Source organism: Polymorphum gilvum SL003B-26A1 (assembly GCF_000192745.1).
In the GTDB taxonomy this organism is placed as follows: domain Bacteria; phylum Pseudomonadota; class Alphaproteobacteria; order Rhizobiales; family Stappiaceae; genus Polymorphum; species Polymorphum gilvum.
In genome coordinates this window covers 4078610-4091508 of the sequence record NC_015259.1, presented here as the reverse complement: position 1 = coordinate 4091508, position 12899 = coordinate 4078610, and the positions used below count along the sequence as shown (strand labels likewise).

15 protein-coding genes and 1 pseudogene are annotated in these 12899 nt (G+C 68.4%); 4 read left to right on the top strand and 12 right to left on the bottom strand.

The features are described from left to right. Positions 1-8: 8 nt before the first annotated feature. Entirely contained in the window at positions 9-878 is an 870-nt protein-coding gene (locus SL003B_RS19065; protein WP_013654509.1) for a cation efflux transmembrane domain-containing protein, read from the top strand. A 128-nt stretch (positions 879-1006) separates the two neighbouring features. Here SL003B_RS19065 and SL003B_RS19060 read toward each other — a convergent pair whose 3' ends face one another. The 8 genes from SL003B_RS19060 to SL003B_RS19025 form a co-directional block, all read right to left on the bottom strand. Then, the gene (locus SL003B_RS19060; RefSeq protein ID WP_041375643.1) at positions 1007-1636 is read right to left on the bottom strand and encodes a DUF6441 family protein; all 630 of its coding nucleotides are present in this window, start codon (positions 1634-1636) and stop codon (positions 1007-1009) included. Between the two features lie 5 nt (positions 1637-1641). Continuing rightward, entirely contained in the window at positions 1642-1953 is a 312-nt protein-coding gene (locus SL003B_RS19055; protein WP_013654507.1) for a head-tail joining protein, read from the bottom strand. Further along, positions 1953-2288, bottom strand: a complete 336-nt coding sequence (locus SL003B_RS19050) for a DUF2190 family protein (RefSeq protein WP_013654506.1) — start codon at positions 2286-2288, stop codon at positions 1953-1955. Before SL003B_RS19050 ends, SL003B_RS19055 begins: the two co-directional genes overlap by 1 nt. A 74-nt stretch (positions 2289-2362) precedes the next feature. After that, positions 2363-4417: a prohead protease/major capsid protein fusion protein gene (locus SL003B_RS19045; protein ID WP_013654505.1), complete on the bottom strand. Its 2055-nt coding sequence runs from the start codon at positions 4415-4417 to the stop codon at positions 2363-2365. Positions 4418-4422: 5 nt separating this feature from the next. Continuing rightward, a complete protein-coding gene (locus tag SL003B_RS19040) occupies positions 4423-5955 on the bottom strand; it encodes a phage portal protein (protein ID WP_013654504.1) in 1533 nt (510 codons plus the stop codon). Then, positions 5955-6164 carry a phage head-tail joining protein gene (locus tag SL003B_RS19035; protein WP_028030714.1) on the bottom strand — a complete coding sequence of 70 codons (210 nt, stop codon included), beginning with the start codon at positions 6162-6164 and terminating at the stop codon, positions 5955-5957. The genes SL003B_RS19040 and SL003B_RS19035 overlap by 1 nt, the downstream gene beginning before the upstream one ends. Positions 6165-6166: 2 nt before the next feature. After that, entirely contained in the window at positions 6167-8167 is a 2001-nt protein-coding gene (locus SL003B_RS19030; RefSeq protein WP_049792617.1) for a phage terminase large subunit family protein, read from the bottom strand. Beyond that, positions 8115-8711, bottom strand: a complete 597-nt coding sequence (locus SL003B_RS19025; RefSeq protein ID WP_013654501.1) for a hypothetical protein — start codon at positions 8709-8711, stop codon at positions 8115-8117. Before SL003B_RS19025 ends, SL003B_RS19030 begins: the two co-directional genes overlap by 53 nt. A 189-nt stretch (positions 8712-8900) precedes the next feature. Here SL003B_RS19025 and SL003B_RS19020 point away from each other — a divergent pair, with 189 nt between their 5' ends. The 3 genes from SL003B_RS19020 (at position 8901) to SL003B_RS19010 (ending at position 11285) form a co-directional block, all read left to right on the top strand. After that, on the top strand, positions 8901-9938 hold the full coding sequence (locus SL003B_RS19020) for an IS110 family RNA-guided transposase (RefSeq protein WP_013654500.1): 1038 nt from the start codon (positions 8901-8903) through the stop codon (positions 9936-9938). A 459-nt stretch (positions 9939-10397) separates the two neighbouring features. Beyond that, positions 10398-10622, top strand: coding sequence for a hypothetical protein (locus SL003B_RS19015; RefSeq protein WP_013654499.1), 225 nt, complete (start codon positions 10398-10400; stop codon positions 10620-10622). 90 nt (positions 10623-10712) lie between these two features. Next, positions 10713-11285, top strand: coding sequence for a DUF3489 domain-containing protein (locus tag SL003B_RS19010; RefSeq protein ID WP_013654498.1), 573 nt, complete (start codon positions 10713-10715; stop codon positions 11283-11285). Positions 11286-11333: 48 nt separating this feature from the next. Here SL003B_RS19010 and SL003B_RS19005 read toward each other — a convergent pair whose 3' ends face one another. The 4 genes and pseudogenes from SL003B_RS19005 to SL003B_RS23875 form a co-directional block, all read right to left on the bottom strand. Further along, positions 11334-11531: a hypothetical protein gene (locus tag SL003B_RS19005; RefSeq protein WP_013654497.1), complete on the bottom strand. Its 198-nt coding sequence runs from the start codon at positions 11529-11531 to the stop codon at positions 11334-11336. Between the two features lie 44 nt (positions 11532-11575). Then, positions 11576-11791 (bottom strand): DUF7220 family protein, encoded by a 216-nt coding sequence (locus tag SL003B_RS19000; RefSeq protein WP_013654496.1) that lies wholly within the window; start codon positions 11789-11791, stop codon positions 11576-11578. After that, positions 11788-12186: a hypothetical protein gene (locus tag SL003B_RS23880; protein ID WP_013654495.1), complete on the bottom strand. Its 399-nt coding sequence runs from the start codon at positions 12184-12186 to the stop codon at positions 11788-11790. Before SL003B_RS23880 ends, SL003B_RS19000 begins: the two co-directional genes overlap by 4 nt. Before the next feature lie 205 nt (positions 12187-12391). Next, positions 12392-12898, bottom strand: a pseudogene (locus tag SL003B_RS23875) (DNA cytosine methyltransferase); the annotation flags it as partial. Between the last annotated feature and the right edge of the window lies 1 nt (position 12899).

Here is a 12899-nt window from a genome sequence, read left to right as displayed (position 1 = left end):
AGATCGTAATGAGCGAAACGGCCACAATGAGCAACGCTGAGCACGCGCGCTACAGAGTCACCGGCATGGACTGCCCGTCATGCGCCGCAAAGATCGAGAAGGCGGTGCGGTCGGCCGGGGTCGAGGACGTGAAAGTCTCGACTGCCACGCAGATCATGACGGTGCATGTATCCGACCTGAGTTTGCAGCTGCCCGAAGTGGAGCGTGCGGTGTCGGGCATCGGCTACCGACTGGATCGGCTGGGCGGACCCGAAGCTGATCACGAGGGAGACATCGACGATCTTCCGAAGGACTTGAGCCATATCACCCCGGCCTACCGGCGTGCGCTGTGGATCGTGATCGTGCTGAACGTGGGCTACGGCCTCATCGAGATGGTTGGCGGCTTCATTTCCGGATCGCAGGCCCTGAAAGCCGATGCGCTCGATTTCCTCGGCGATGGCCTGATCACCTTCCTTGGGGTTCTGGCGATCGGCTGGAGCCTGGTCTGGCGAGCCCGTTCCGCTCTGATCCAAGGCTTGTTTCTCGGGGCGCTCGGTCTCGGGGTCCTCGCCAACACGGCCTACCGCGTACTGGTTCAGCAGCAGCCTGAAGCTGAACTGATGGGCCTGTTCGCCGTGATCGCGCTCGTGGTCAACGTGGTTGCCGTTCTGCCGTTGCTGCCCCACCGGGCCGGAGATGCCAACGTTCGGGCCGTCTGGCTGTTCTCGCGCAACGACGCCATCGGCAATGCAGCGGTCGTCGTGGCAGCGGGTCTGGTCGCCTGGACTAACACGGCATGGCCCGACCTCGTTGTAGCGGCAGTGATCGCCGGGCTGTTTCTGCAATCCTCGTGGTCGATCATCCGCGACGCGCGGGCCGATTTGCGGGTGGCCACGTGAGGCCACGCCGGTCACCGGGCTTCGGGCGCCGGATCGTGCAGGCGGCATCAGGACCAGAATACGATCTCTCGGCCGCCGAGATAGACGGGGCCTGTCAGGGCTCCAGATCCTTTTTCCGGCGCGTCCGACTATAGTTTCGCCTCCACCCAATTCGCCACGATCAGCCCCGGCACGCTGTCCAACGCCAGGTCTGCATCTCGTGCGAGGTCCAGCCGCTTCGGCAGCTTGACCTGAGGCACGAGCAGGAAGATCGGCGCGGTGACCTTGCCGCGCCCGGTCTTGGAGCGCGACACCACCGCCTGACCCTTCGTGTTCAGCCGGCTCTCCGCCACCAGCAAGCTCGGGCCAGTGCGGCGATAGACGAACCGTAGCCGCAATCCGCGTCGCCGTTCCCATTCGCCGGGCGTGATCCGGCCGCCGCGCAGGGACTTGCCTGCGGCGGGCAGCGGGATCGCCAGCCAGAACCCGTCTTTCGAGCGGATCAGCGGGCCGGTGTCGTGCGCGCCCACGATGACCGGGGCCTTCGACCAGACGAGCGAGGCGGCGTCGAGGCTGTCGCCCGACCTCGGGAAGTTCTGGCTGCGGATGGAGTTGGCGAGCCGTGTGCCGAGCCCCGCACCGGTGATCTGCAACCGCCAGGCCGACTTCAGCCCGGTACCGGCCTCTCGCATGGCCGCCGTCACGGCGCGTTCACCGGCCGCCACCTCGGCCGCCATCATCGCGACGATGTCGGGATCGATGTCGAGCTTCAGTTTCATCGCGGTCACGCGGGCCTGAGATCCACGGTCCAGACCAGCCGCTCGCGGTCACGAACGGGCTCGCCCTGGATGAGGAAGGCATCGCTGTCGATCTCGATGCGGTCGCCGGGACGCGGGTTCGCCACCTCGGCCACGCGCAGGTCGAGCCGGGTGGTCTCGGACCAGAGCCGCGCGTCGCCGAAGTCGGTCACGGCATCGGCGCGCCGGGCGACGACGCGCACGAGAACGGGCGCGCCGCCGTCGGCGATGTAGACCGCGTCCCGGCCGATGTTCGGATCGGCGAAGAGCGCTCCGACGGCGGCGTCGAAGGCGCTCATCAGAAGGTCGCGTTCAGGCGCACCCGGCCGATGGTGTCGCCCGCGCCGCTCGCCACCGCCTCGACAGCCACGCCGATGAGGGTGTTGTCGGTCGCGACGGTCGTGGTGCGCTTGTTGGTGTCGTCCCAATAGACCTTGGCGCCAACCGTCCACGCCTGGGAGCCGACCTTGGTGATGTCGAACACGCCGACGAGCGCGGTCTCGACGGGCTCGCCAATGGCGGCGGCACCCGCGGCGATGCCGAAGATGGAGCCGACGAGCAGGCCATCGCCGGAGGCGACGGCATAGGGCGCGGTCAGGGTGATGGTGTTGCCGGGCTGGACGTAGGTTTTCATGATGGGGATCCTCGTGGAAAGACGAAGGGCGGCCCGTCAGGACCGCCCGTGTGTCAGGGTTCAGGAAGCGCGCCTTACGCGCCCGGGTTCTTGTAGAGGCCGCGCCAGTCGATGGCCTTGGCTCCGAAGTCGAGGCGGCACTTGATCTCGACCCCGTCGACGTCGAAGCCGTTGCGCGTCTCGATATAGGCGCCCTGCTGGCCCTCGAGATAGGCGTACTCGATGGTGTCGATCTGGTTCGGGCTGGCCGCCAGATACCAGGCGGTCTCGCTGGCGGCGTCGAGCCGGGGCTCGCTGATCGGCGCCAGCGTCCTGATCGACTGCGGCACCACGCTGGACGTCGCGGCGGGCACGAGGTTCTGGGCCACCAGCTGTTCGGCTTTCAGTTCCAGTGAGGCCGGCACGATCAGGAAGGCAGGCCGGACGTTCAGCACCGTCTTCTTGTCGAGGCCGGTCTGCTTGGCCATCGCCGCGCGCGCCGCTCCGACGCTGCTGACATCGAGCGCCGCGCCGGTGCCTGCCAGGTTCTTGTGGGTGGTGTGGAAGAGCGCATTGCCGTCGGCCATCGCCGGGTTGGCGGTGATGATGCCCCAGACCACGTCCGACTCCAGCTGGGCGATGGAGTTGCCGTACATCGCCGGGATGCGGGTGAAGGCGTCGAGATCGTCGTTGATCAGCGTCTGACGGGTGATGGCGACCACCCGGCCATAGGTCTTGACCTTGTAGCTCTCCTTGCTCTCGCCCAGCGTGCCGCGCTTGAACTCGCCGCTTTCGCCGACCTCGAGCAGCTGCGGGGCTTCGCCGAGCTGGACGCGATGCATCGCCTTGAAGTCGGTCGCCAGCACCTGGCGACAGAACAGCATGAAGGTGCGGGGATAGGCCTCGTAGGCCTGCCGCAGCGTCTTGTTGGTGACGGCCGACAGGATCTCGGGGAAGTCCGAGGTCGAGTGCAGCGCGCGCGTCGCCACCTCGTCACGCGACAGGCCGCGCGTGTTGACCCCGGCATTGCCGAGGCTTTCGCGGGCGAGCTCCAGCAGCGTCATGCCGCGATACTGGCGCGCGGCGTCCTCGAGCTGGAACAGCGTTGGGCTGTAGCGGTGCAGCAGTGCGTTCGCCACCGCGTCACGGCGGGTGATGCACTCGTCTCGGCCGCCGAGCGGGACGGAGACATGGGGGAAGTTCCGGGTCTCGTCGGATTTCGCGGCGACCTGGTCGAGGATCAGGCGGCGGGACTCGTCGACGCTGACACCGCGCTTGACCAGATCCTCGGCGAAGCCGCGCTCGAGGTTCAGCCGTCCGGCCAGATCGTAGATGGTGGAGACGCGGTCGCGCTCGGCCTCGCGGGCGCGAGTCGCAACCGCCTCGGTGTCGGGCGCGGGCGTGGCCTGCGTCTTCGGCTGGCTGCGGGTCTCGCTGGCGGCGACCTTAGGCTCGGTCACAGCCGCATTCGGCTCGGTCATGGTGGTGTCCTCGGTTGCGACCGGCGCGGTCGGCTGGGTGGCGGGGGTTGCGGCGTCGCTCGCCGGGGTCTGGTTCTTGTCCGTCATCGGGATCGGTCCTTTCGTGGTGGAAGGGGCGTCCCGGCGGTGAAGGACGCAGTCGTGAAGGGGATGCTGGGCGCGGAAGCCCGCTGCGGGGTCGGCGCCGACCGCGACGGCGGAGATCTCGAAGGGCGTCCAGTCCACCGCGCGCCAGAGTTCGCGCGCGGCCTCGGGCTTCGAGACCTCGAAACGGTGGACCTGGTAGCCGATGGAGACCGCTCGGATGTGGCCCGCCTGGATGTCGCGCCAGATCGGCTCGACATCGGCGCGCTCGGAGATCCGCACCAGCGCGATGCCGCGGCCGTTCTCGATCCGGGCCGAGCCCGGCACGACCGAGCCGATCACCGCGTCGAGCGTGTCGAGTTCGTGTACCTTCAGGAACGGCGCGCCCGCGTTCAGCCGGTCGAGCCGGACATGGGCCGGATCGAGGCTCAGCTCCTCATCGTAGGGCTCCCCGAAGAATGTCGCGCGCCGGACGCAGGCCCCGGCCGACCAGACGACCTCGACGGTGCGGCTGTCGGCATCGGCGGTGTTTGGCGCAAGCTCCGCCGACCGGCGCATGGCCGGCAGTTCGATCATCGTGTCCATGGAGGTCAGTCCTGTTGGTCGGCCTGCGCCGGGTCGGTGTCATCCGCTTCGGCGGAGGGGTCGTCGGTGGCCGGATCGCTGGTCTGAGCGCTGCCGGTCTTGGTGACGCGGCGCGGGTCGCTGTCGAGCACAAGGCCGAGGGCGTCGAGCTTGGCGTTGGTCGCCGCGATCTCGGCCAGCACGGCGTCCGGGTTCCGCCCCTGTCGGGCGATCACCTCGGCCAGCGTCATGGTGCCCGAGCGGATCGACAGCAGGTTCGCCATCGCGTCCTTTTGCGGATCGACGGCCTCGAACTTGGGCGGCGACCATTCCACCGGCACGGTGGGCGACGGGATCTGCCCCGCAGCCCATGCGGCCTCGGTGAACCAGCGCCAGACCGGCGCGCAGAACATCGGGATGAACAGCTGCCACTGCACCGCGTCGATCTGGCGGCGGAACTCCACGAGCCCCGCCCGGATCGAGGAATAGTTGACCTGGCTGAGATCGCCGGTCAGCAGCTCGTAGGGCACCCGGAACCCGGCCGAGATCGTGTGCAGGCTGGCCCGCTTGTATTCGCCGTAGCCGCCCGTCGCTGAGGGCTGGTTGAACCGGATGTCCTTGCCGCCGCGCGCATAGGCGATCAGCCCCGGCTCGAACTGCTCGACCCGGTTGCCATCGGCATCGACCACGGAGGGCGCGATGCCCTGTTGCGCCTCATCATCGCCGAACACGATGGCGGTGACGCAGGCCTCGGTCTTCTTGCGGACCAGCTCGGCCACCTCGTAATCGTCGAGATCGCGCAAGCTGCGGATCACCGGCGCGCCCCACGGGACGCCGCGCGCCTGCGTGCGCTGCTTCTCGTAGACATGGGCGATCTCGGTCGCGGGCACCGGGCGGCTCTGCAACCCGTTCTGCAAGGCCCCGTAGGCGTCGCCAGGATGCTCGGCGTGCAGCCAGTAGGCCCGGCGCTTGCCAACTGGGTCGAACTCGATCCCTTGCACCAGACGTCCTGAGCCAAGCGCGCCTGATTTCGTGGCGTCGAGGAAGTCGGCCTCCAGCACCTGCAATTGCAGCGGCACCGGCAGACCGTCGCTGGCGCGCCGCAGCCTTCGACGGACCAGAACCTCGCCCGCCTCGACCATCTCGCGGCAGATCAGTGTCTGCAGGCCGTAGAAATCCAGTTGGCCATCGGCGTCGCACTCCGCCGTCCAGCGCTCGAAGAGCGCGTCGACCTTCCGGTCCAGAGTGTCGTCACCGCTCGCGGCGCGCGGCATGATCCCCGCGCCGATGATATTGTTGACGAGCACCGCCACGGCCTTGGCCGCATGCGGGTTGTTGCGCACCAGATCCCGCATCCGGTCGCGCAGCAGCGCCCCGGCAACGCCGATCTCGGTGTCGGCCGAGGATCCCGGCGCGCGCCAGCCCTCCGTGCGCCGCCCGCGCGCCGCGCCGTCATACCCCCGCGTCAGGGTCTCGAAGGCCTGACGCGCCATCACGCGACGCGCGGCCATGCGCGGCGCCACCGTGGCGATGGCGTGATCGAACCAGTTCGCAGACATCAGCGGTCCCCGCGCGAGAAGCCAGCCAGCCCGGCCACGGGCAGCGGTCGTGTCGTTCCCGCGATGGCGCGCTCGATGGTGCGGATGCGGGCGAGCAGATCCTCGGCCGAGCCGTAGTCCACTGACTTGCCGTCATAGCTGACCCGCGTCGTGCCGCTGGCATAGGCCCGGCGCAGCGCCGAGAGCTCGGTTTCCGTCCAGTCGGTCATCTTCAGAACCATCCTCCGCGCCGCCCGAGCCAGTCGGAGCGGCGCTTGCCCTGCGGGGCCTGTCCCGGCCGGTTGATCTGCCCGGCGGGATCGCTGTCGGTGGGGGCGGCCCCGAGCTGGTCCTCGAGGTCGCGCCATTTCTCGTCGGGCCAGCGGTCCGCGCCCGCGATCCAGGCGGCGGCGCGGGCATAGACCCGGCAGTCCAGCGCCTCGTTGCGTTCCCGCAGCTTCTGCCATTCCAGCCGGGCGAAGCCGCGCTTGGTGCGCACCGTCACCAGTTGTTCCGCGACGAACTGCTTCAGCCATTCGTTCTCGACCCAGTGCGGCAGATGCACTGAACCGGGCGGGAACGCCGCCCCGTCGGCCATGTCCTCATCGGTCGGGCGCGCCAGCCGCAGGAAGCGATAGGTCTCGGCCTTGAAGGTCGAGACCGCCACGGTCCAGAGCCGCGCCCCGCGCCGCAGCCGCTTTCCGCCCTCGGTGGCGTCGACAAAGGTCGGGCCAGAGACCGGGCTCGAGCGGTTGAACCCCTCGACGCCCTTGACCGGCGACACCTGCCCAAACCCCTGCGCTCGCGACCAGGAATAGACCGCCGGAGCCTCGTAGCCGGTGTCGATGGCGAGCCGCGCGATGCGCAGATGCGCCCCCCGCTCATGCGACCAGCTTCGATCCAGCAGCGCGGTCAGTTCCGACCACGCGTCGTGCCGATCAGGCCCGCCCTCGATCACGACGTGATCGACGAGCCAGCTTTCGAGCCCGCGCCCCCAGGCCCAGACATCGACCTCGATCCGGTCCTTCTGCACGTCGGCCCCGGCGGTCAGGAACAGCCCGCCCGCAGGCACGGTGCCGGATGTCCAGCGCTCGCGCCGGTCGTAGAGCCGCTGCCAGTCGGGCGCTTCCCCGGTCTCGACCCATGTCTCGCCGAGGATCGTGTTGCGGAACGCCTTGATCGCCTCGTCCGACCCTTGGGCCGCGTCCCATGCCCGCACGATCCGCTCCCAGCTCAGCCAGCCGATCGGCGAATAGAGCGCCGAGAGGTGATACCCGACCGTGGTCGGATCGGTGGCCGTGGCGGTCGCCCGCCATTCGCCGCCCTCCAGCATCGCCGTCTTGTGGTGTTCCGCGATTGCCGCGTCGCAGCCCTCGCAATGGTATTCCGCCGTCTCCGGACGGCCCTTCTGCCAGCGCAGCCGGTCAAACTTCAGCCACTGCATCGCCTCACAGTGCGGGCACGGCACGAAGAACCGGCGCTGATCGCTCGCCTCGTATTCCCGCTCGATGCGCGACAGCCCCCGGATCGTCGGCGTCGAGACCAGGAACACCTTGCGCCGATGCGCGAAGGTCAGCGACCGCGCCTCGGCCAGCGTGACCGGATCGCCTTCCTCGTCGGCCGAAGCCGGATAGGCATCGACCTCGTCCAGAAAGATGTAGCGCGCCGGGGTCGAGCGCAGCCCGACCGCTGAGTTCGCCCCCGTCATGATCAGGATGCCGCCCGCGAACTCCTTGGACAGCATCGTGTTGCCCGCGTCGCGGGATCGTGCGGGTTTGACCCGCTCCCGCAGTTCCGGGCTCTCGTCGATCAGCGGGTCGATCCGCTGCCGCGAGTTGCGCTTGGCAAGTTCCACCGTGGGCTGGACGGCGAGCATCGGGCCCGGCGCCTGGTGGATCGCGAACCCGATCCAGTTGTTGCCCGCCTCGGTCGCGCCGACCTGCGCGGCCTTCATGAACACGATCCGCTGCGTGGGATCGCCGGGCGAAAGTCCGTCCATGATCTCGCGCATGTAGGGCGTGCGCACCGTACGATATCGCCCGGGTTCGGCCGAGGCGCGGCCCGAGAGCATCCGGTGCCGGTCCGCCCATTCCGAGACGGTCAGGTCCGGGTCGGGCCGCAGCCCGTTGCCCCAGGCGCGCAGGATTTCCGCCGCGCCGTCGAAGTCCGTCAGGCCATCATCACCGGAAGTCGGGCCGGACCTCGGCGAGTTCGTCGAGGTGGGCGCGTACATGTTTTTCCAGAACCTTCTGCATCGCGGCTGGCTCCACGGTGATCTGCTGGCCCGTCGTGTCGCTGAACGAGGCCGAGAGCTCGGCCGCCATCAGCGCCGCCGCGCGCGCGGGCCAGTTCACCCATGCGTCCCGTTCCTCGCGCGCCAGGCGGAACACCAGCGCCAGCGCGCGGGCCCGCTCGATCAACTCCCCCTTCAGCTTCTGGAGCCGGATGCGCCGCTCCTGCGCCTTCAGCACCTCGTTCGCGGTCTTGGCCTGCAGGAACGTGGTGCCGCCGCCGACCGCCGGGACCGCCAGCCCCTGTTCGCGCAGCGTGTCGCCGACAGCGGCGACCGCCGCCTCGGGGACGGGCTTCAGCTTCGGCGCGGGCGGCTTTCTCGTCTTCGACGGGTCCGTCGTCTCGGCACGTCTGGCGTCGCTGGCCGCCGCGTTGATGCTGCCGTCCAGATAGAGGACTAGCCGCTCGGCCGTCTTAGCTTTCTGGATCGCGCCCCGCGACAGCCCGACATGGGCGGCGTACTGGCGCTCGCTCATGCCCTGCATCGACGGCTCCATTTATCATTCAGAATCATGTACTTATCGAGTTGATAAGCGCGCCGGACAGAGATGCCGTAATGGGCGAGTCGCTCCCGGATCCGGCGTTGCGATGTGTGGTCCGCGATGAGGTGGCTATCGTCCTGTCACGGCCGACCGTCCCGGTCGGCGCAACGATCCGAACGGGAGGACGAAACCATGGATCATTTTGTCGGTATCGACGTGTCGCTCGAAAGCTGCGCCGTCTGCGTTGTAAACCAGTCCGGCGCCGTGGTGCGCGAGGCGAAGGTCGTCTGCGAACCCGAGCCCCTGATCGCGTTCTTGCGCGCGCTGGACCGGGCAGTCGTCTGCATCGGGCTTGAGGCGGGGCCTCTTTCCCAGTGGCTGCACCGGCATCTACGCGAAGCCGGCTTCGAGGCGGTCCTGATGGAAACTCGCCAGGTGAAGGGCGCGCTGAAGGCCATGCCGATCAAGACCGACCGGCGCGACGCGCTAGGCATCGCACAGCTGATCCGCATGGGCTGGTTCCGCCCGGTGCATTGCAAATCGGTCTCGGCGCAGGAGCTGCGCGCGCTGCTCGGGGCGCGCAGGACGTTGCAGAAGTCGATGATCAGCATCGAGCTGTCGATGCGCGGCATGCTGCGCGGGTTCGGTCTGAAGCTCGGCCAGGTCAGGCGGCAGCGGTTGGCCGAACGCGCCCGAGAGCTGGCGGAGGGCAACGAGATGCTCACGGCCATGGTCACCTCGATGCTGCGCGGGCATGCCGCGCTCCGCAGCGAGCTGGCCCGGCTCGAGAACCGGCTCCGCCGCATCGCACGGGCCGACCGTGTGGTCCGGCTGATGATGACCGTTCCCGGGGTCGGCGCCGTGGTAGCGCTGCAGGTGAAAGCCGGGATCGACGATCCGGCCCGGTTCCGGTCCTCGAAGAATGTCGGGCCGCACTTTGGCCTGACGCCCCGGCGAGAGCAATCCGGCGAACGCGACGTGGTGGGCGCGATCAGCGCCGCGGGCGACAGAAACGTCCGCACTGCCCTGTTCCAGGCGGCGACGGTGATGCTCTACCAGTCGCAGGCGAAAAGCTGGCTCAAGGCTTGGGGCATGCAGGTGGCCAAACGACGCGGCATGAAGCGAGCCGTCGTGGCCGTCGCCCGCCGCCTTGCCGTGGTGCTGCACCGTATGTGGAGCGACGGCACGAAGTTCCAGATGACGCATCCGGCACGGCTCGCTGCAGCCTGACGCCCTGCGGCCGGTCCGGCTCGCCGGTTCGACCGTCCACAAGTTGACCTGCCCCGAATTGGATCGGGACAATCCCGGTCCTCCGATGTCCCTTCGCCGGGACGCGGTCTCGACGATGCCGCACGTTCGCTGGTGCCGCCCGCAAGGTCGAGCACGATACCAGAGATCGGCACGCGAGATCCCACTGACCAGGCATGATGTGGCGGCCCCGCGCCGACCACGGACGGAAGCATGATACCGGCGAAGCGGCCCCGAAAGCGAAGACGGGGAACAGCACGAACCACCAGATGACGCCGCGATGACAGACCGCGGCGGTGCATCGTCGCGTGCCGGATCATGCCTCGATGGAAGTCAAGTCCATGTATTCGCTCGGAAACCAGATTGTTGACTTCACTACGCCCATTACGGAAGCGAACGTCCCTCCAACGAAGCGATGCAACTCACCAAGGAGCCACCCCGATGACCCGCCGCGCACAGGACAACACGAAAGCCCTCGACGCCTTCATCGCCGCCAAGACCGAGATCGACGCGATGCTCGCCCGCCTGCAGGCGCTCAGCGACGACCATTTCGAGACCAGCCCCGACGAGATCAACTGGGGCCATGTCGGCACCCTGAACCACTACCGCGCCAAGCTGCGCGAGATCACCGACATGGCCTTCCATGAAGGCGAACACGCCGAGTGAGATGACCCGCTCCCGGTCCCGCCCGCCGACTGGCGGGCTCGACCTCGTAGAAGGGCCCGCATTCCGCGCGCCCCGATACAGGAGACGACGATGACCCAGCTTTCCGACACTCAAGCAATCATTCTCAGTGCCGCCGCACAGCGCGAGGACCGCATCGCCCTGCCGCTGCCCGAGAGTCTGCGCGGCGGCGCCGCCGCCAAGGTGGTCGGCGCAATGCTCGCCAAGGGCTTCCTCGAAGAGGTCGACGCCGAAATGCGCAAGGGCGAGCCGATCTGGCGCGAGACCGGCGACGGCCACGGCGTCACGCTGGTCGCCACCGACGCAGGCCTCGCCGCCATCGGCATCGAGCCCGAAGACGCGAACAGCGCGCCCACGGGCGCGACGGACGCGCCGAGCGACGCGCCCGCAACGGACACCCCCACCGAGACCGAAACCGCGCCCAAGGCGCGCACGCCGCGCGAGGGGACGAAGCAGGCCACCCTGATCGCCATGCTGCGCGCGCCGGACGGCGCGACCATCGAGGAGATCAGCGCCGCGACAGGCTGGCAGTCACACACCGTGCGGGGCGCGATGGCCGGGGCCCTTAAGAAGAAGCTCGGGCTCGAGGTGACATCCGAGAAAGTCGAGGGGCGCGGACGGGTCTACAGGCTTCCGGCAGCCTGACTCCGTGAGACGATTGCTACGCCGCCGCCCCGACCGGGCGGCGGTTTCTCATTGCCACGAAAGCAGATCTCGGGCGGCGGCCTGCAGGATATCCTGTGCCATGCGCGGCTCGCAGGTGTAGATGCCGCCCGGTTCAGGTTCGCCGACATGTTCCGCAAACCAGTCCCGTCCCTCGTCCGAAATCGGACGCAGGATAACGATGGTCCCGTGATCGTTGATCTCGATATGTTGCCAGCCTTCGGACATGCGCCAAGGCTACCAGCGGGATGGCCGATCTGCCAGCGGCCGCATCAGACCCGCCGCAGCCGCTCGAACAGCCGCCGCAGGACGTAGGACCGTGCGATGCTCACCACGGTGAACACCGCGCCCATCTTGAGGTTCTGCGCCAGCGTCGTGTGCAGCCCGAAGACCGGGAAGATCAGGATCTGCGTGATGACAGCGATGCCGTAACCGACGATCACATTGGCGACCGCTTCGACCAGCGACATGAGGCGCGACTGTTTCATGTCGGTGCCTCATCCTTCGGCCAACAGTTCAGCTGCCAGAGTTCTGAGCGCATGCGCCGCAACCAGGGGGACCACACCGTTGCCACAGAGGCGAAGCCGGTCCACCCGATGGGCCAGCCCATCAGCGCCTCGACGAACAGCGGGTTCAAGGTCTGGCGCGGCTCGGAGGTATCGCGCCCAGCCATCGGCGTCACCAGGACCTGGCGGCCAAGCAGGCCGTTCACCGGCGTGTTGGCAAGGCTCGTCGCCCCGTCCTTGTGATCGCGCGCCGTCGGCGTCATCCACAGCCCCGCCGAATGCGTCAGGTCGGCCGAGCGACGGTTGCCGGCGCTCGGCTTGCAGCCGTCGTTCGCCATGGGCGTCGGCCAGAGCGCCGCCGTCGTCGCCAGGTTCATCCCATGCTGCCCCGCTTCCTGCGACGGCGTGGGTTTCGTCTGCCGGTTCTCGTTGGCGCTGGCTCTCGGCGTCGGCCATAGCCGCAGCAGTTCCGTCCGGTTCCCGCCACTCGACCGGGTGCCAGAGCAGGCGCGCGGGGTCGGCCAGCTCGTCCCCCACTCGGACGGCGAGGATGAACAGCCGCTCGCGCTTGTGGGGCGCGCCGACTTCCGCCGCAGTGAAGAGGCCTGCCGCAAGCTTGTAGCCCATGCCGACCAGTCCGCTGGCGACTTCGGGGAAGCCGAGGCGGAGATGATGGGCGACGTTCTCGAGGAAGACGAAGGGCGGCTCGACCTCGCCGATGATGCGGGCGACATGGGGCCAGAGGTGGCGCGGGTCGTCGGCACCCCGGCGCTTGCCCGCGACGGAGAACGGCTGGCACGGATAGCCCGCAGTGACGATGTCCACCGCGCCGCGCCACGGGCGGCCATCGAAGGTTCCAACGTCGTCCCAGACAACAGCCTGATCCAGGGACGCGTCTTCCATCCGCGCCACGAGAGTGGCTGCGGCAAAGGTTTCCCGTTCGACATGGCCCACAGCACGATATCCGGGGATGGCGATGGCGAGCCCGAGGTCGAGACCGCCCGCGCCGGAGCAGAGCGAGAGGCCGAAGAGGCATGCGTCTCCGGCTCCGGAAGCGACTCCGGAGGAAGGTAAAGCCAGGTCATGCATG